Raw genomic sequence first — 19,468 nt, 5'->3', positions numbered from 1 at the left:
TTTTTTGTAATGAATAACACTTTTAAAACCGTAAATGATTCTAGAATAGTCATTTCAGAACTTATGCTCCCATCACATAGTAATTTTAGTGGTAAAATACATGGCGGTTATATTTTATCATTATTAGATCAAATTGCCTTTGCCTGTGCTTCTAAATTTTCAGGTCATTACTGTGTAACAGCATCAGTAGATACTGTAGATTTTTTAGCTCCAATAGAAGTGGGTGAATTAGTAACCCTTAAGGCTTCTGTAAATTATGTAGGTAAAACTTCTATGATTGTTGGCATACGTGTAGAGGCTGAAAACATACAAACAGGAGTAGTCAAACATTGTAATTCTTCTTACTTTACAATGGTTGCAAGAGATAAAACAGGGCAATCAACACCCGTTCGGGGCTTATTTTGAGCAACTTTGAAGATGTTAGACGCTTTTATAACTGCATTAAAAGTATTTCTAACAGAAAGGAAAAGCAACAACATGAGGACTATTTTAATTATAAAAGCCCAGAAGCTTTGACTCATTTATCAGCATACAACGTAAGGGTTAATTTTTAATCAATAAAGAGACTATTCTAAAAAGTATTAATTTTGTACTAAATCGCCAATCTAGTAGAAAGAAAACGAAACAAAATTAAGCAGCAGAATAAATACAAAACTTTTAGAAAAGTCTCTTTATTTCAGAATAATCTTAAAATACTCTTACTAAATTAAAACCAAAACTGATTTCTCCTTTGCTCCAATCACCTGCTGTTCTACCTAAATAACCTGTATCGTGCATGGCATTAGCATTGGTAAAAAACATTTGAAATATATGGCCTCCTGTTTCTAAATCTACTCCTACAGAAAGAGGATTTTTGAAATTTGAATTTTTAACCCTATTTAAGTGCGCAGCATAATCTACGTTTAAAGAAAATCGCTTACTTAACTTATAACGGCCTCCCATACCTACTGCAAATTGTGCATTTTTTTGCTCGGGATTAAGAACAACATTTTCATAGAAGAAAGTAGGAGCCAATTGTAATGTTAATTGATCATTAAACTTTCTTGACACTAATAATTGGGAATTATAAGAAAGTCTGTGCTTAAACTCTAGTAATGGATATGCTTCTTTTTCATAGCTGAATTAATCGCTAAAGCATTATATCCTACTATCGTAAAAGGAAACCCCTCTTTCTTTTGATTCATAATTTTGTACTTAATTCCCGCATCATAAGTCTTACCAAAAGTACTTCTTGAAAAATGTATAGTAACATCATCTACTAATCCATAAACCATTTTTAATTGAGTAGTTGCACCATCTAATCCAAAAAAGTTTTCAAATCCTGAATTTAAAAATCCAAAACGATGGGAAACTATAAAATACAAATCTCCTTTTGATGCCAATTTTGTTGACTCTAAATTTACAATCTTTAAAGATTTAAATGCTGATTCAACAACTTGTGAATCGTTATTTTCTACTCCTTTTAACAAATCATCTTGTGCTTGTAAATTATTACTTAACACAATTGAAAGTCCTAATAAAATTTTTTTTAACATACTTTTTAGTTTTTTAACATCTAAACATCAAATAAATAAATTACATTTGCTGTCATTTGTATAGACAAATATATAAAATTAATCACTAAAATTATTTATTATGAAAAAAACATTTTTGTTTTTAAGCTTTTTAACAATCGGTTTAGCAAGTTGCTCTAAGGACAATGAACCTGCTATTTCAACCCCTACCACCACTACCACGACTACTACTGGAGCAAAAGTAACTTATGAAGCAAACGCTAAAGCCGTTTTTACAAATAACTGTATACGTTGTCATGCTGCTTTTGATTCGTATAATGTTGTAAAAACAAACATCGATAAGATCTTAGATAGAATACAAAGAGATGGAGCTGGAGTTATGCCTAGTTCAGGAAAAATGCCTCAAGTTAATATTGATATTATAAAAAAGTGGCAAGCTGATGGCTTATTAGAAAAATAATTTTTTATAAAAAACTAAAGAAGCACACTTACCCCTAAAGTGTGCTTGTTAAAAAAATCAATTAATAATTCACTACTATTAAAACTATATATAAATTATGAAAATACTGTTTTACGCATTAATTCTATTTAGTAGTTTACATTCTTTGGCTCAAGAAAAAAGTATAGCAAAAAATGGGATTGTAACATTTGAGGCATCTGTTGCTACTTTTGAAGAAATAAAAGCGACTAGTTCCTCTGCTGTATGTGTCTTAAACTCTAAAACTGGGGATATAGCTTCTATAATAAACATTAAAACTTTTAAATTTAAAAACAGTTTAATGCAAGAGCATTTTAATGAAAACTATATGGAAAGTGACAAATTTCCTAAAGCTATTTTCAAAGGAAAAATAGAAAACTATAATACTTATAATTTTGATAACCAAACAAAGGTTCAAATAAATGGGACTTTTGAGATTCATGGAAAATCAAAAAACATGCTAGTTCCTGCTATATTAAAAAAAGAGGGAAATAATTATATTCTCAGTGCTAATTTTATTTTAAAACCAGAGGAGTTTAATATTGACATACCAAGTGTTGTTGGTTATAAAATTGCAAAATCAATAGAGGTGTCTACTACCTTTAAGTTAGTAGCCCAATAATTTCAAAAGAGGATTCTATTTTGGTTTTATTTTCTGTTTCTTAATCTATATTTCAGTATTTTCAAATTGATTTAAACGATCTATATGCAGAATTGTTGAGGTAAAATTATTGTTATGCTCATACATGGGTTTAAATTTAGCTCCATATATTATTTCATCAAATGTATAAGAAGTTCTTTTTACCACATTATTACTGAACATATCATCAAAAGCTTTTAAAAAAACCAATACTTCTCCTTTTTTAAATTTAAAATCATTTTCGGAAAAACCATAAAGTGGGCTATTTTCATCAATTATATGTACTAAAGTCCAACTTAGAGTCAATACATTTACATGATCATACTCAAGTTCTAATGGATAAAACTTATTTACCCACTTTTCTTTTTCCTTTACTTTTAAACCCAATGTTATTTTTGCTACTGCGTCTGTTAAAGTTGTATTTTTAAAGGGAGCTACTCTCATCATTAAAGCCAGACCTCCTTGAAAAGGCGTAACTAGTGCATTATGAGAAAATTTCAAATAAGCCCTAGGTTTACTAAATCTACCATACAGCAAACCAGTTGCTAATGCAAAAGCTAACAATCCCATAAGAGCTTCAATAGAGGCTATTGCACTTGTTAGAAAACCCTCTGGATTTATATGGCCATATCCTACTGTTGTAAAAGTTTGTGCACTGAAAAAATATGCTTGTCCAAATTTTTCTAATTCACTTACGGCCGTAATTCCATTCAAATGTTCAATCCCAATAATGTAATATATAGAAGCAAATAAAAAATTAATGATAACAAATACAGTTAAGATTATAAGATGAAATTTCCAAATAGGCAATTGTAATAACGTATGAAACCAACTAATTTGGTCAAATAAGGGGATTCCTGTTTTTACAACATTTGCCGATCCATCCTTACTAACAAAACGACCTCCATAATTTTCAGGATCAGAACCAAAACCTGTATGTTCATCAGTTGTTAGCTTCCTTGTTTTCCTTCCAAATACTGCCATCATTTTTTTTTTCGTAAATTTACCATATTTTTATAAAAAACATTAACTGTGAAATTAACTAAATTATTCCAATCCTTTTTTGAAAGTGAAAAAGCCAGTGGTATCATCTTAATATTCTGCACCATATTTTCTATAACTATAACCAATTCAACTTTTGGAGAAAATTATTCTCATTTATGGCATACTAAAATAGGTGGTTTTTCAATAGAGCATATTATTAATGATGGTTTCATGACTATTTTCTTCTTAATGATAGGCCTAGAACTAGAGCGTGAAATTTATATAGGAGAATTATCTAAAATTAAAAATGCCTTATTACCTATTTTAGGAGCCTTAGGAGGCATGATTGTTCCAGCAGGAATTTACTACCTCACCAATCAAAATACGCCATATACAAATGGAATAGGAATTCCTATGGCTACCGATATCGCTTTTGCCATTGGGATATTATCTTTATTAGGCAATCGAGTTCCTGTTTCTTTAAAAATATTTTTAACAGCTCTTGCCGTTATTGATGATTTAGGAGCTATAGTGGTCATTGCTTTATTTTATTCAACTGATCTGAACTGGATAAATTTAGGAATTGCTATGGGGATTTTTGGAATACTCTTAGTAATGAATAGAATGAAATTTTATAAACTTTGGCCTTATTTAATTTTAGGTATTATCATGTGGTATTTCATGTTGCATTCAGGAGTACATGCAACTATTACGGGTGTTTTACTAGCTTTTGCTATTCCATTTGAAGATGGAACGGAAAATACTATTTCGTACAAATTAGAACATGTATTACACAAACCTGTCGCTTTTTTAATACTTCCTATTTTTGCTCTAGCCAATACAGCCATTACACTATCTTTTGATAACAATGAAGGTCTATTGCCCAGTTATGGTTTAGGAATTATTCTGGGATTATCATTAGGTAAGCCATTAGGTATCACTTTTCTTTCTTGGCTATCTGTTAAGCTAAAATGGGCAAAACTACCAATAGATTTAAATTGGCCTACCATTTTAGGAGCTGGTATATTAGGAGGAATAGGATTTACTATGTCCATTTTTATAGCTCTATTAGCTTTTACAGATGCTACTATAATCAATAATTCTAAATTATATATTATTATTGGTTCTTTATTAGCTGGCATTACTGGTTTATTTTACTTAAAAGCCATTTTAAAAGAAAAAAAATAAGATTTTATATAATAAAACTTAAATCTATCCAAAAAGATTTAGATACCTCTCTCAACACAAGAACCTTATTTATACAAAATCAAGTACTCTAAAAAATAAAACAATAGATTTCTAAAATAATTCTATAAATTAAAACACGATAAAGTTATTCTTACTAAATAACCTTATCGTGTTTTATACATTATACTATTTTTATAAAAAGAGCACTTGAATCCAAATTCGGTATTATACCATTTAAGCTTCAAATTTACTATAATAAGATAGTGTAATTTCTCTTGATCGTGTATTCTGTAGTGAGTTTTGGTTTAGGTAATTTCAAAACTAAAATGATATTAGATATTGAACTTTGCAATGAAGATAAAATAGTACAGAAATAAAAATATAGGGATTTTTTTCTTGTAGCATGCGGGCAAAGACCGTAATTTAAACCAGATTACGCATTAGACTCGAACGAAATAAATTGGCAAAACAAATCTGTTCAACTTTACTTCTCTTCAAATCCGAATAAGTACTCAATTTTTAATCATTAAAATAGTTTATTATTTTTCTTCTAAAATTCTCCGTGAGCACCTAGATTTATTACTAAATTTTGTTTCTCAACGAAGCCTAATATGAAATCTGGGGTAAGCCGTATTAACCAATAAAAAGGAAATCTTTAAAAAAAATAAAAAGGTTGTCCAAAGGTAAAAAATCGAAACGTAATAGATTAAAAGTAAGTATCTAAAAGCAACTATTATACTTTTAATTCACCTCCTTTAATAATAGAAAAACAACATTATTATTTCATCATAATAAATTTAACTTTATCCTACTATTTCCAGAGCACCACCGCTCTTAAAAACTCTCCCTTAACTAAAAACAGCTAAATGGAGTTAAGTAACTTTTTAGACAACCTCTTTAAAGTTGGAGTTAACTAATAAATAGGTCTTTCTTATAGACTATTCATTTTTCTTATTTCTATAGTGTCTTCATAAAAAAAAACAAAATGGAAGGTTTTCCAGATTAGTAACAAGCAACTAACAAAGTCAGTTACAAAAACAAAACAACTATATATATAACCCAAACTCGTAATAATTGTAACGGGAAAACCTAACCATTTTGACATTCAAATTATAAAAACAGAAAAACTCTTTTTAAAATTAATTATCATGCACCATTTTCAGATCTTTTAAAATAGTTTCATAAGCTAAAATTGCATTTATAATATTATTTTTATCAGCAAAAGGGGTTATAGATTTTTGACAGCTTTCTGTCTCTGATATAAAATTTTTAATTGCTTCATGTTGTTTATCTAAAAATTTATTATATCCTGAATTTTCAGGTATCCCTACATCTTGCATAGATATACCTGCCTTATTAGTTAGAGCTATAAAAGGGATTCTGTTTGTTAAAACCCGAATACGCTCTAAGTATAGTTCTACCAAGCCCCCTTTTTGCATTTGTTCTAATTCCTTCTTTTCGTGAAATCTAGTAACACGTGCCGTCGGATCAATTATACTTTTTGAAACATTTTTATTTTGAGCGCTTAGATTGTTAAAAAATGTTAAAACAAAAAAAGCCAGAGTTAAAATCTTCTTCATTTTATTAATACTTTTACATATCACAAAAATAAATAACCTTTATTTTAACAAAGTTGACCGCCGTCAATATTTTAAAGAAACTATTTTTTCATGAGCTTTGATATAACGAAATATACTTTTAGAAGTCACGAACTTCTTAAAAACGTAAAACCAAAATTTTTACAAGAATTAAATGCTAACAAAACAATTGAAAGTTATCATAAAGGGCATATTCTTTATGAAGAAGCCACGGAAGCTAAAGCTGTATATAAATTAATAAAAGGAAAAGTAAAAATTGAGCAACTAAATCAAGATGGAAAAACCAGAATTGTGTACATTTTTGTTGAAGGCGAATTTTTTGGCTTTAGACCTTTATTGAGTAACGAGAAACATCCTGTAACAGCCATTTTATTAGAAGATAGTAAAGTAGAAATTTACGAAGGAAACAAGTTTATCGAAGTAACTAAAAAATCGCCCAATTTATCATTTAACTTAGTTCAAATTTTAAGTTTCGAATTCAATGTTTGGATCAATTTAATCACCTCTCTCTCTCATAAATCCGCAAAAGAAAAAATTGCTTTAATTTTACTTATTCTAGATGAGAAATATAAATTGGAAAAAGAAGAATATGAAATATCCATGACAAAATCAGATATAGCTAAATACTCTGAAACTTCTGAAGAAACAGTCGTTAGGGTAATTAGTTTTTTCGAATCAGAAGGACTTTTAGTCAATCATAGTAGAAGTATAAAAATTGTTAATATCAAATTACTTTCTATTATTTCTGAAGGGTTTTAACTTTTAAAAATCAGTTAATTAATAGATTTTTAAAAGTTAATCTGTAATTTTCTAAAATTTTAATCTTATCTAAAACGCCATAGAATTTATTATTTTTAAGAACAACCAAATGATTCGTTTTTACAGTATCGAATTTGTTCATTATATCATCAATATCTTCATTAATATTAACGACTAAAAAAGTTTTTGACATAACCTCTTCTACTTTTGTAAACTTAGCTTGAAAAGGATTAAACAAAAGTTTTTTCACTGTATCATAATATACCACACCTAATACTTCTTGTTCTTTATTTAATACCGGAAAAATGGTTTGTTCACTATCTACTATTACCTCTATAATCTTATCTAACAGATCTTCTGGAGATACCGTTTGAACACGAAGATCTATCAATTTTGCTACTTCTATACTTTGTAATACATTTTTATCTTTATTACTTGTAAAGACATCACCAGAATCGGCTAATACTTTTACATCCATAGAATGTTCTTCAAATCGTTTAGAAACTGCATAACTTACAGATGATACGATCATGAGGGGGATCATTAAATCATATCCTCCTGTTATTTCACCAATCAAAAAAATAGCCGTCAAAGGAGCATGAAACAAACCGCTTAATATACCTGCCATTCCGACTATGGTAAAATTCGTTACAGGCAACTGCGAAATATCTAGTACATTAATTATTTTTGCTACTACAAAACCTAAGTAAGACCCTACAAATAAAGATGGTGCAAAATTACCTCCATTACCTCCACTACCTAAAGTAATTCCTGTTGCTATAGATTTCACAAAAACAATAACTCCTACAAAAAAAATAAGAATCCATTTCTCATTTTTCACACACTCTAACAATGTGTTTTCTAAAATTTTTTCTGGATGCGCTGTCGATAAAATTTTAATACTTTCATAACCTTCTCCAAATAAAGTTGGAAAAAAGAAAATTAGAACAGCTAAAACTAGGGCGCCAAAAATGGCTTTTGCATAAACTCGTTCCGAAAAATGATTAAAAAAATGCTCTATTTTTCTAAATGTACGAGCGTGATAAACAGAAACTAAACCAGCTAAAACGCCTAATAGGATATAAAAAAAAGTATTGGAAAAATTAAATGGTTGTACTTTTTGAAAACTCAAAATAACCTCGCCACTAATTATTATTTTACTAACTAAAGCGCCTGTTGCAGCAGAAATCATAATAGGGATAAACGCAGAAATAGATATATCAGCTAATATAACTTCAATAGTAAAGAGAACTCCTGCAATAGGTGCATTAAATGCTGCTCCTATACCAGCAGCTACTCCACAAGCTAATAATAATATTCTATTTTTTTTAGATAATGAATAACTTTGCGCGTAATTGGAGCCGAATGCTGCTCCTGTAATAACAATTGGGCTTTCTAATCCTGCTGAACCACCTAAACCGACCGTTAAAGAGCTGGTCATAATTTGGGCATACATTTGTTTTCTGGGTACAATTCCTCCTTTTTTAGCAATAGAATGCAAAATTTTTGCGCTTCCCTTTTCTATACTTCCTCCTAAAAATCGTTTGATTACGAAAACTGTTAAAATCAAACCAACAATTGGTAGTATACTATTAGGATAAGGCAACTTTAAGTATTTATTGAGTAAATTAGCCCAAATAAAAACTTTATGAGCAAACGTTTTAAGGAAGATTACAGCAAAGGATACTGAAATAGCAATTGCTACACTAGATAAATACAAAAAATTCCGCTCTGAAAGCATTTCTTTTGCTTTAAAAAGAAATACTCTAAACGAGCAAAAAGGGTTCTAAAAAAAAGTTGGATTTTAGCTGAAACTCTCCTAGGCATAATTTAGTTTATAGTATGCCAAATATAAATAATAATAAAAGAAAATTTTGATAAAAAAGAGGTTCTACAAAAAGAGTGAGTTTGTTTCAACTCTCTTTGTTGTTCTCAAAATAAAAACAAGTCACATTATAATAGTAATAGTGTGACTTGTTTGGGTTAAAGGTATCTATAAAACATTGAAAATACTTCTTTTAAGATATTTCTTTGTTATACATTATTTTGTTAGATACATTTTTCTTCTAGAATATAGCTCATAGAATTGATCGTCTTTTAAATCGTCAATAAATAAAATACTTTCCCCTGTTGATTTCATCTCTGGTCCTAATGCTTTATTAACTCCCGGGAATTTATTGAATGAAAATACGGGTTGTTTGATAGCAAAACCGTTTAATACTGGGTTAAAATTAAAATCAGTAACTTTTTTCTCTCCTAGCATTACTTTAGTAGCATAATTTACATAAGGTTCGCCATAAGCTTTTGCAATAAATGGCACGGTACGGGATGCTCTTGGATTGGCTTCTATTATATAAACTGTGTCTTCTTTAATGGCAAATTGAATATTAATTAAGCCTACTGTTTTTAATGCTTTTGCAATTTTTTCGGTATGATCTTTTATTTGTTGCATTACAAACTCTCCTAAGTTAAATGGAGGCAATGTAGCATTACTGTCACCAGAGTGTACACCACAAGGCTCAATATGCTCCATAATTCCTATTATATACACATTCCCTTCTGCATCACAAATAGCATCTGCTTCTGCCTCAATAGCCCCATCTAAATAATGGTCTAACAATAATTTGTTATTTGGTATATGTTTTAATATTTCAATTACGTGTTCTTCTAGTTCTTGTTTGTTGATTACAATTTTCATTCCTTGGCCTCCTAATACATACGAAGGACGCACTAATAATGGAAAGTCTAATTCATCGGCTAATCGTACTGCTTCTTCAGCATTTTCAGCTACTCCAAATTTAGGAAATGGTATATCTAATTCTGTTAATAATTCTGAAAAACGTCCTCTATCTTCTGCTAAATCTAAAGCATCAAAACTTGTTCCGATTATTTTGATACCATATTTACTTAATTTTTCAGCTAATTTTAAGGCGGTTTGACCTCCTAATTGTACAATAACGCCTTCTGGTTTTTCATGACGAATGATATCGTAAATATGTTCCCAAAATACGGGTTCAAAATATAATTTATCAGCGGTATCAAAATCAGTCGAAACTGTTTCTGGATTACAGTTAATCATGATTGTTTCATAACCACATTCTTTGGCTGCTAAAACACCATGAACGCAAGAGTAATCAAATTCAATTCCTTGACCAATACGGTTGGGGCCAGATCCTAAAACTACTATTTTCTTTTTATCTGAAACAACACTTTCATTTGCTACATAATGAGAGCCATCTGCTTTTTCAATTTCTGCTTCAAAGGTGGAATAATAATAAGGTGTTTGTGCTTTAAATTCAGCTGCACAGGTATCTACTAGTTTATAGACTCTCTGAACATTCATTTCCTCTCTTAGAGTGTGTATCTGACTTTCTAAACAGCCTAACATGTGTGCTATTTGACGATCACCGTATCCTTTTTGCTTAGCTTCTAGCAAAAGTTCTTTTGGCAAAGTATCTAATTTGTATTTAGATATTTCTTTTTCTAATAGATAAAGGGCTTCATATTCTTTCAAAAACCACATATCAATTTTTGTAATTTCATGAATTCTTGATAATGGAATACCCATTGCAATTGCATCATAAATCACGAAAACGCGATCCCAACTTGCATGTGTTAACTTATCGATGATTTGTTCATAATTTTTATATCCTTTACCATCAGCACCTAACCCATTTCGCTTAATTTCTAAAGATTGAGTAGCTTTATGTAATGCTTCTTGAAAAGAACGTCCAATTCCCATTACTTCACCTACCGATTTCATTTGAAGTCCCAATGTTCTATCAGAACCTTCAAATTTATCAAAATTCCAACGCGGTATTTTTACAATGACATAATCTAATGTAGGTTCAAATAGGGCCGAAGTTGATTTTGTAATTTGGTTTTGTAATTCGTCTAATGTATAACCTAAGGCTAACTTGGTTGCTATTTTAGCAATTGGATACCCTGTAGCTTTAGATGCCAATGCTGATGAACGTGACACGCGAGGATTAATTTCAATTGCTACGATATCTTCTTTATCATCTGGAGAAACAGCAAACTGAACATTACAACCACCAGCAAAGTTTCCTATACTTCGCATCATGTGCATAGCCATATCGCGCATTTTTTGAAAAGTAGTGTCGGATAAGGTCATAGCAGGTGCTACTGTAATACTATCGCCAGTATGAATTCCCATAGGATCCATATTTTCAATCGTACAGATAATTACTACATTATCATTTTTATCACGTAATAACTCTAATTCATATTCTTTCCATCCTAAAAGTGCCTTATCTATTAATACTTCATGTATGGGGGAAGCCTCTAAACCACGAGTTAACAAGGCATCAAAATCTTCTTTTTTATGAACAAAAGCAGCTCCTGTTCCTCCTAATGTAAAAGAGGGACGAATTACTAATGGAAAACCAAATTCTTGTGCAATTTCTTTACCTTTTAAAAAGAATTAGCTGTTTTAGCGGGTGCTTGAGGAATGCCTATTTTGTTTAATAGATCTTTAAACTGATCTCGGTCTTCTGTAATATTAATTGCATTTACATCAACTCCTATTAATTTAACATTAAAATCTTTCCAAATTCCTTTATCTTCCGCTTCCAAGCATAAATTTAAAGCTGTTTGCCCTCCCATTGTTGGTAAAACCGCATCAATTTGTGGATGCGCTTTAAGGATTTCGATAATAGATTTTGTAGTTAATGGCTTTAGATAAATATGATCTGCCATAGAAGGATCCGTCATAATGGTAGCGGGATTGGAATTGATTAAGATTACTTCAATTCCTTCTTCTCTTAATGAACGAGCAGATTGAGAACCTGAGTAATCAAATTCGCAAGCTTGACCAATAATAATAGGTCCTGATCCAATAATTAAAACCGATTTAATAGAGTTGTCTTTAGGCATTTTGTGTGTTGTTTGGCGCTGTTAACCAGCAATATTAGTTGTATGAAATATTGATTTGTAATAAAATTAAAAAAATATTATCAGAATTAAATTTTTAAAAAAAGGCGTTACCAATAAAAGTAACGCCTTTGTATAGATTGTCAAACAATCATTATTTTTTGTGTCTTGGTTCAGAAGAAACGGTTAACTTATGTCTTCCCTTAGCACGACGACGAGCAAGAACTTTTCTTCCGTTTGCAGAAGCCATTCTTTCCATAAATCCGTGTTTATTTCTTCTTTTTCTTTTCGATGGTTGAAATGTTCTCTTACTCATAGCTTTTTATCTTTAAAATCCTGTATATTTATCTAGTTATTTGGTTTTCTCAAAACCGAGTGCAAATATACAATCATTTTTTATTCCTGCAAATGCTTTTTCAAAATAATATCAAAAAAACATACAATTTTTACCAAATGACTTAAAAAGTTCACTTTATTTCTTAATATAACTTTTCTATATTTGCAGCATATTAAAAAGCAATTAACATGTTTCACAGAAATATTAAATTAGTATTAGCAGCTTTGCTAATTGTTACAGGAATCTGGCAATTTACAGAAAATAATATCGGTAATGGTATCTTCTTATTTTTACTGTCTATAATCCCTATATTTTTATATTTTCGTAATGAGTATATTTTACTTGCATTCTTAAAATTAAGAAATCAAGATTTTGCAGGAGCTAAAAATTGGCTAGACAAAATCAAGAATCCTGAAACAGCTTTAATCCAAAAGCAACAAGGTTATTACAACTATCTGAATGGATTGATGGTTTCTCAAACCAACCTAAATCAAGCTGAAAAGTTTTTCAAAAAAGCTATTTCATTAGGTTTGTCTATGGATCAGGATTTAGCATTAGCCAAATTAAATCTAGCAGGAATAGCATTATCTAGGAGAAGGAAAATGGAAGCTACTACATTTTTGAATGAAGCCAAAAAATTAGACAAACATAATATGTTAAAAGATCAGATAAGTATGATGAAAGAGCAATTGAAAAGAATTTAACTACAAAATATGTTAAAGTTTAAAAACCGCACCTAACAAATGCGGTTTTTTTAGTATATTTAGGGTAGATAATCGAAAAAAATACTGTTAATCGAATATTTTATTCCATTAAAAGTGAGCGGTTTATCTTCGCAGCAAATAATAAACATGAAAAAGTTATATTTCTTAATAGTTGCGTTATATTCCCTTTTTAGTTTTTGCCAAGATAAGGTAATAACTATAAGTTTTCCTGACGCATTAAGAGCTCATTTAGCCAAGTATAATGAAAAAGTTAACTATGCTTACGAAAAAAATGATATCAAAACTTCTAAAATGTTATTTGATTCTTTAGTTAAGTTTCATCTAAAAGGAACGCATTTTGAAGACTATACATTCAAAACATTCGAAAAAAGAACAATCCAGCTAAGTAGCATTCAAAAACCTATCTTTATTTTAACCTATGCCTCTTGGTGTGTTCCTAGCAAAGGAGAATTTCAAGCTTTAAATAAATTAGCAGAAAAACATGCCAAGGATATTAAGTTTATTTTATTATTTTGGGACAAACGAGAAAATATTAAAAAAATAGCTCGAAATTTTAACCATAACATTGAAGTTTGCTATGCTAATGAGTCTTATAAAAATGATGCTCCTATAGTAGCTCATTTAAAACATACATTAGGATTTCCTACTTCCTATTTTTTAGATGAAAAACTAAAAGTAGTTGATATTAAACGAGGAGGAGCACACCCTCAGTCTAATATCAGTTTTTCAAATGCTTTAACAATGAACTACGACACGTTTAATCTTGGTTTAAAATCTATCTTTACTGAAAAAGAATGATCGAAACTCAAATTTCTGATTCTAACTAGTTATTTTTCTAAAAACATTTTACTTCCTATAAGAATTAATATAATGCTGAAAACTTTTTTCAGCATTTTTTGATCTAAACTAACGGCTAACTTGCTCCCTACATAACTTCCTACAACAAAAAACAAAGCAATAACAGCAGCATATTTCCAATTTATATAGCCTTCTTTATAATAATTAAAAACAGCTAAAGCTGTAACAGGCACGACCAACACCGCCAAACTAGTTCCTTGTGCTTGATGTTGTGAAAAACCTAAAACAAAAACCATCATAGGCACCATTATTATACCTCCTCCTACTCCTACCAAACCACTCAACACACCTGCTAATAAACCTGTAATTACTAAAACAATTATCGTTATTATATTCATACGCTCAAAATTTTATTTACACCCATTCTTTTTTATTTATTAGTCTTTCTTTCTGACAAACCTTTTCTGATAATACTCTACTATTTTCATTTCATTGGCAAATCTAAAATATACTTTTTCTTATTTGGATTATCCAGCTTTACATCTCGTAACCATGGATTCATTAATTTCAATTCTTTGTAATTAACACCTTGACTTTTAGCAAATTTAGCTAAATCTGTAATAGTACTGTCGATTTCTATCTTTTTTATCTTTAATGGCTTATATAGATCATTTTCATTTAAGCTAAATCCGTAATGTTTAGAATTTTCCATAATTTCTTTGAGTGCTAAAATTCTAAAAACATATCGAAATGTTTCATCTGTAAGTAGCAAATCGTAATAATTAGTAACCAATTGTTGATTAATAGCCTTTTGTAAACCATTCATACCTCCATTATATGAAGCTGCTGCTAAAGTCCATGAACCAAATTTTTCTTTTGCTTTCAATAGATATTCACAAGCAGCCTGCGTTGCTTTTTCTAAATGATAACGTTCATCAACTCCTTCTGTAATTTCCATGCCTTTTTCTTTAGCAGTTTGAGGCATAAATTGCCAAAATCCTTTTGCACCTGAAGGAGAGGTTGCATTTGTTAAAGAACTTTCTATTACGGCTAAATACTTAAAATCATCTGGCACATTATTTTTAGCTAAAATAGGCTCTATAATTGGAAAAAAACGGTACGCTCGTTTAATAATCATGATAGTAGAACCGTGCATATATTCATTAATAACCAATTCACGATCTAATCTTTCACGAACATCAGGTATATCTAGGGGCACTTCTTCTCCACAGAAATCAATTTTTACAGGAAAAAAATGGTTATTCTTCCAGCTTACTAATCCAAGACCAATACACAAAACAAAAAAAACAATAATTTTAATCTTCATTTTATTCTACTATTAATTTAGGTAAATTTTCATTTAACCATTTATATTTATTTAAAATCATAATATGAGTACCTCCTCTAACATTTATCCATTTTTCTATATTTTTTACAGGAAAGACTTCATCCGCATCTCCTTGAATATGAATTACTTTTAAATCAGGTTGATCTCTTTCCCAACAAACAACTTGTTCTATAGCCCAATCTAGATATTCTTTTTCTGTACGAGTCATAAATTTTTTGTACAACTCAATTCTTTGCTTTACAATTCCTTTTCCAAAAACATATTTAGCTAATGTTTCTATATTTTTGCTAACCCAGTAGGTAATAACTTATATAATTTCGTTGCCTTTGCAATTTTCATTCTTTTAGGCAATTCTTGATTACTTTTTACACTTGAAATAATGATTACTTTTTTAGGCTGAACAAATTGGGCCATTTCTTGTACTAGAATACCTCCAAACGAAACGCCTATCAAAATAATATTTTCTCCTACTATTTTTTCTGATATTCTTTGAGCATAATGTACAAGAGGTTCTTGAAAATGTGGCATTTCCCATTCTAAAAAATGCACATCAAAAAAATCTTCTGGTAATTGAATTCGTTCAAAAATTTTTGAACTGGCTGCCATTCCCGGCATAAAATATACTTGAAACTTAGACATTACTGTATTTTATTAAATTTTGACTAAATTATTTATTCTAGCGATAAAACAGTAGCTTTAAAAAAACTTTTTCTTTAAAATTGCAAAAAAAATAAAATGAAAAATTTAGTTCTTAAGTGGAAAATAGCTTTTAAAATTTTCCCTATTATTTTGATTGTTGGAATTTTTAAATTAATGAGTCATTACTACAATTTTGAACTAATGGAACTCAATGCGCTTTTTACTAGTTTAGTAGCTGGAACTATTTTTTTAATTGGTTTCTTGATTAGTGGTGTATTATCCGACTATAAAGAAAGCGAAAAGTTGCCTACAGAACTAGTTGTTTCTATGCGTACTTTACAAGATGATACACTTACCATTATTAAATCTAAAAATTCTGAAGCAGCGAAATTTTTTTTACAATACCAAAAGAGCTCCCATTTTTAATTAAAAAATGGCTTTACAGAACAGAAAAAACTTCCGCTATTTTAGCATTTATCAGCAATATTAATGAACATTTAGTTCATCTTGAAGAAGAAAATATTCAAGTTAACTATATCATAAAAATAAAGAATGAACAAAATCAATTACGCAAGACCATTATGAGGATGGATACGATACGAGATACGGATTTTGCTGTATCTGCTTATGCTATTGTTGAGGCCATGGCTTTATTAACTTCTATTGGATTAATCATTATAAATATAGAACCTTTTTTAGCTGCAATGTTTCTTACTTTATTGATTACTTTCTTAATTTGGTATATGCTTTTTTTAATCAAAGATTTAGACAATCCATTTGACTATGTTGAAAATGGCGAAACAGGAACTGAAATTTCACTTACTCCTTTACATGATTTCATTGCTGAAATTTAAATTCATTACAAGGAGTACGTCATCCAAAAAGCACTTTACAAATAAGAACGCTACATAGGCATCATGCTAGCTTTATAAACAAAATTCAAAAAGCATTGCGTTTAATGAATTCAGCAACAATGAACATTCATTTTTTAATGTTAAATTTTACTAAATTTAACAAATTTTTTTATGAAATATTTTATATGTGCATTAATGCTTGCGCTAAGTACAGGAATGCAAGCCAAATTTTTAAAAGCAAAAGTATATTATACTAACGGAACGCAAACGGAAGGTTTTGCCAAACTTGTTGAATGTCCTGATAGGAAAGTATCCTTTAGAAAGGAACTAGATGGTGATACTGAAAAAATAAAATCAGATGAACTAGATAAAATAGAGTATACTACAGAAGATGGCGACAAATATGTAGCTGAAAGAATGAAACATTGGTCTTTTGATCTTTTAAGTTTTGGGTTTGATTACTCAAAATCAAAAAAATGGTTTTATTTTATTTATGAAAAAGCAAACATTAAGGTTTATACTATCGAAACCATGACTAGGTCAACTTTTATAAATAGCGGATATGTTACCTCATTTGGCGATGTTACTTTCTTTTTTAAAAAGAAAGGGGACGAAGTAATATATTGGGGCTTAAAAGAATCTAAAGCTGCCGCAACTGTACATATAGGCAGAGGGGGTATGATTAAAAAAATGTTAGCAGAAATGTTTAAAGGCAAATGTAAAAGTGCTGATGAAGATGTTGATAAAATAGAATATAATTATAGATCACACAAAGATTACTTAAAGATTGTTGATATAATTATAAAGTACAAATGCAAATAAAACACTATAAACTAGTAGTATAACTAGCGTTTTTAGTACAGCAGCTATTAAAGTATATAGCTGCTGTTTCTATTTTAACCCAAATTCCGCATTGGAAATCTATTCCACTTTGTTTTTCTTCAAATTCAAGCACATCCCCCATTTTTATTCATCGAAATAGTTGCCTATTTCATCTTATAAAATTTTCCGTGAACACTTGAAGTTATTGAAAAATTTTGTTTTACAACGAAGTTTAATGCGCAATCTGGGTTTAAGAAACTATTTTTATACGAACTCCATTCTTACACTTCCGTCCTCATCTATTTTTGATAGTTTTACCTGACGCAAAGTATTTACTAATTCTGGATTCCACGGTGTTTTTACCTTTACATAATTTTCTGTAAAGCCGTGAATATAGCCTTCTTTATTTTCTCCTTCAAAAAGTACTGTTTTATTGGTACCGATTTGAGTTTCATAAAAGGCACGACGTTTTTTTACAGATAAACCACGCAACATTTTTGAACGTTTGGCACGTACATTTCCCGGAACTACCCCTTCCATTTGAGCAGCTTCTGTATTATCTCTTTCTGAATAAGTAAATACATGAAGATATGATATATCCAAAGTATGTAAAAAGTTATAGGTTTCTAAAAACAATTCATCTGTTTCGCCTGGAAAGCCTACAATTACATCTACACCTATACACGCATGAGGCATTACTTCTCGTATTTTAGCAACACGATCTGAATATAATTCTCGTAAATAACGACGCTTCATTTTCTTTAAAATAGTATTAGACCCTGATTGTAATGGAATATGAAAATGAGGAACGAAAGTTCTACTTTGCGAAACAAAATCAATTGTTTCATTCTTTAACAAATTAGGTTCTATTGACGATATACGTAATCTTTCGATACCATCTACTTTATCTAATGCTTGAACTAGTTCTAAAAAAGTATGTTCGTGTTTTTTATTACCAAACTCGCCTTTCCCATAATCTCCAATATTAACACCGGTTAAAACGATTTCTTTAATTCCTCTTCCAGAAATTTCTTCTGCGTTTTTTAAAACATTTCCCATTGTATCACTACGAGAAATTCCTCGAGCTAAAGGGATGGTACAATAGGTACATTTATAATCGCATCCATCTTGTACTTTTAAAAAAGCACGGGTTCTGTCACCTATAGAATAACTTCCTACATAAAAATCAGCTTCCTGAATTTCGCATGAATGTACCTCTCCTAAGTCATTTTTAGAAAGATCATTCAAGTAATCTGTTATTTTAAATTTTTCAGTTGCCCCTAAAACTAAATCAACACCATCTACAGCTGCTAACTCTTCTGGTTTTAACTGTGCATAACAACCTACTGCGGCGACAAAGGCTTTTTCGTTAAGCTTCATTGCTTTTTTTACAATTTGCTTAAATTGTTTATCAGCATTATCTGTAACGGAGCAAGTATTAATTACATAAATATCGGCTACTTCTTCAAAATCTACTCGATCAAAACCTTCTTCCTGAAAATTTCGTGCAATGGTGGATGTTTCAGAAAAATTTAATTTACATCCGAGCGTATAAAACGCTACTTTTTTTTATTTTTCATAATTCGTTGTCAATCAATGAAATCGTTGTCAAAAATTGAGGTTACAAATTTAACTCGTTTTTTTGGTTTAAAAAACAGTAGTTTATTTACTCTCAACAAAATTTATTTAGAATGGCTGGTTTACCCCAAATTACGCTTTGATAACTTATTAGAAATAAAATGACTTGATACCTAAAAGAACAGACCTTTTTATGCTCTATGCAAAAAACTATATCTGCGATAAAAAATTTTCGTCGATTTTGTTCTTCTTTGTCCTTTTGTCTTCATTACAATATCTATTGCGCAATCTGGGCTAAAACAAATACTGATTT

Annotated in this window: 15 protein-coding genes and 6 pseudogenes; 10 read left to right on the top strand and 11 right to left on the bottom strand. The window is 29.9% G+C overall.

All coding sequences use genetic code 11. The features are described from left to right. The first annotated feature begins 9 nt into the window (after positions 1-9). A pseudogene (locus tag JJC05_RS12830) lies at positions 10-554 on the top strand (acyl-CoA thioesterase). 133 nt (positions 555-687) lie between these two features. Here JJC05_RS12830 and JJC05_RS18925 read toward each other — a convergent pair. Beyond that, positions 688-1,535: pseudogene (locus tag JJC05_RS18925) on the bottom strand (DUF5777 family beta-barrel protein). A gap of 100 nt (positions 1,536-1,635) precedes the next feature. Here JJC05_RS18925 and JJC05_RS12820 point away from each other — a divergent pair. Together JJC05_RS12820 and JJC05_RS12815 are read left to right on the top strand one after the other, a co-directional pair. Continuing rightward, complete coding sequence (locus JJC05_RS12820) at positions 1,636-1,974, top strand: cytochrome c (RefSeq protein ID WP_088392699.1); 339 nt, start codon at positions 1,636-1,638, stop codon at positions 1,972-1,974. A 97-nt stretch (positions 1,975-2,071) separates the two neighbouring features. After that, positions 2,072-2,614 (top strand): YceI family protein, encoded by a 543-nt coding sequence (locus tag JJC05_RS12815; RefSeq protein ID WP_105195887.1) that lies wholly within the window; start codon positions 2,072-2,074, stop codon positions 2,612-2,614. Positions 2,615-2,659: 45 nt separating this feature from the next. On the opposite strand, the gene JJC05_RS12810 is transcribed toward JJC05_RS12815, so the two are convergent. Further along, positions 2,660-3,619: an ion channel gene (locus JJC05_RS12810; RefSeq protein WP_309597332.1), complete on the bottom strand. Its 960-nt coding sequence runs from the start codon at positions 3,617-3,619 to the stop codon at positions 2,660-2,662. A 45-nt stretch (positions 3,620-3,664) separates the two neighbouring features. On the opposite strand from JJC05_RS12810, the gene nhaA reads away from it, so the two are divergent. Further along, entirely contained in the window at positions 3,665-4,804 is a 1,140-nt protein-coding gene (gene nhaA / locus JJC05_RS12805) for a Na+/H+ antiporter NhaA (RefSeq protein WP_088392695.1), read from the top strand. A gap of 1,139 nt (positions 4,805-5,943) precedes the next feature. Here the strand turns inward: nhaA and JJC05_RS12800 are convergent. After that, on the bottom strand, positions 5,944-6,384 hold the full coding sequence (locus tag JJC05_RS12800; RefSeq protein ID WP_127822740.1) for a hypothetical protein: 441 nt from the start codon (positions 6,382-6,384) through the stop codon (positions 5,944-5,946). 90 nt (positions 6,385-6,474) lie between these two features. On the opposite strand from JJC05_RS12800, the gene JJC05_RS12795 reads away from it, so the two are divergent. Further along, positions 6,475-7,161 (top strand): Crp/Fnr family transcriptional regulator, encoded by a 687-nt coding sequence (locus JJC05_RS12795; RefSeq protein ID WP_088392691.1) that lies wholly within the window; start codon positions 6,475-6,477, stop codon positions 7,159-7,161. Between the two features lie 10 nt (positions 7,162-7,171). Here the strand turns inward: JJC05_RS12795 and JJC05_RS12790 are convergent. The 3 genes and pseudogenes from JJC05_RS12790 to rpmH all read right to left on the bottom strand — a co-directional run bounded on the left by JJC05_RS12790 (position 7,172) and on the right by rpmH (position 12,370). Next, positions 7,172-8,988, bottom strand: a pseudogene (locus tag JJC05_RS12790) (chloride channel protein). 214 nt (positions 8,989-9,202) lie between these two features. Continuing rightward, positions 9,203-12,057 (bottom strand): annotated as a pseudogene (gene carB, locus JJC05_RS12785) (carbamoyl-phosphate synthase large subunit). A gap of 151 nt (positions 12,058-12,208) precedes the next feature. Continuing rightward, complete coding sequence (gene rpmH, locus JJC05_RS12780) at positions 12,209-12,370, bottom strand: 50S ribosomal protein L34 (RefSeq protein WP_026979292.1); 162 nt, start codon at positions 12,368-12,370, stop codon at positions 12,209-12,211. A gap of 209 nt (positions 12,371-12,579) precedes the next feature. Here rpmH and JJC05_RS12775 point away from each other — a divergent pair, with 209 nt between their 5' ends. Continuing rightward, a complete protein-coding gene (locus tag JJC05_RS12775; protein WP_088392685.1) occupies positions 12,580-13,095 on the top strand; it encodes a hypothetical protein in 516 nt (171 codons plus the stop codon). 147 nt (positions 13,096-13,242) lie between these two features. Then, positions 13,243-13,914, top strand: coding sequence for a TlpA family protein disulfide reductase (locus JJC05_RS12770; RefSeq protein WP_235877533.1), 672 nt, complete (start codon positions 13,243-13,245; stop codon positions 13,912-13,914). A gap of 29 nt (positions 13,915-13,943) precedes the next feature. Here JJC05_RS12770 and JJC05_RS12765 read toward each other — a convergent pair whose 3' ends face one another. The 3 genes and pseudogenes from JJC05_RS12765 to JJC05_RS12755 form a co-directional block, all read right to left on the bottom strand. Then, positions 13,944-14,312 (bottom strand): sulfite exporter TauE/SafE family protein, encoded by a 369-nt coding sequence (locus JJC05_RS12765; RefSeq protein WP_105195882.1) that lies wholly within the window; start codon positions 14,310-14,312, stop codon positions 13,944-13,946. Between the two features lie 86 nt (positions 14,313-14,398). After that, complete coding sequence (locus tag JJC05_RS12760) at positions 14,399-15,241, bottom strand: lytic transglycosylase domain-containing protein (RefSeq protein WP_235877531.1); 843 nt, start codon at positions 15,239-15,241, stop codon at positions 14,399-14,401. Position 15,242: 1 nt separating this feature from the next. Next, positions 15,243-15,901: pseudogene (locus tag JJC05_RS12755) on the bottom strand (YqiA/YcfP family alpha/beta fold hydrolase). Between the two features lie 96 nt (positions 15,902-15,997). Between JJC05_RS12755 and JJC05_RS12750 the strand changes: the two are divergent. The 3 genes from JJC05_RS12750 to JJC05_RS12740 all read left to right on the top strand — a co-directional run bounded on the left by JJC05_RS12750 (position 15,998) and on the right by JJC05_RS12740 (position 17,577). Continuing rightward, on the top strand, positions 15,998-16,327 hold the full coding sequence (locus tag JJC05_RS12750) for a hypothetical protein (protein WP_235877530.1): 330 nt from the start codon (positions 15,998-16,000) through the stop codon (positions 16,325-16,327). 161 nt (positions 16,328-16,488) lie between these two features. Beyond that, entirely contained in the window at positions 16,489-16,755 is a 267-nt protein-coding gene (locus tag JJC05_RS12745) for a hypothetical protein (protein WP_235877529.1), read from the top strand. Positions 16,756-16,926: 171 nt separating this feature from the next. Beyond that, positions 16,927-17,577 carry a hypothetical protein gene (locus tag JJC05_RS12740; RefSeq protein ID WP_123901281.1) on the top strand — a complete coding sequence of 217 codons (651 nt, stop codon included), beginning with the start codon at positions 16,927-16,929 and terminating at the stop codon, positions 17,575-17,577. A gap of 4 nt (positions 17,578-17,581) precedes the next feature. Here the strand turns inward: JJC05_RS12740 and JJC05_RS12735 are convergent, their stop codons facing one another. After that, entirely contained in the window at positions 17,582-17,719 is a 138-nt protein-coding gene (locus tag JJC05_RS12735) for a hypothetical protein (protein ID WP_164849036.1), read from the bottom strand. A gap of 122 nt (positions 17,720-17,841) precedes the next feature. Then, a pseudogene (gene mtaB, locus JJC05_RS12730) lies at positions 17,842-19,146 on the bottom strand (tRNA (N(6)-L-threonylcarbamoyladenosine(37)-C(2))-methylthiotransferase MtaB); the annotation flags it as partial. Positions 19,147-19,468: the final 322 nt, after the last annotated feature.

It is taken from the genome of Flavobacterium davisii (assembly GCF_019565505.1).
In the GTDB taxonomy this organism is placed as follows: Bacteria; Bacteroidota; Bacteroidia; order Flavobacteriales; family Flavobacteriaceae; genus Flavobacterium; species Flavobacterium davisii.
This window is presented reverse-complemented; position numbering and strand designations above follow the sequence as displayed.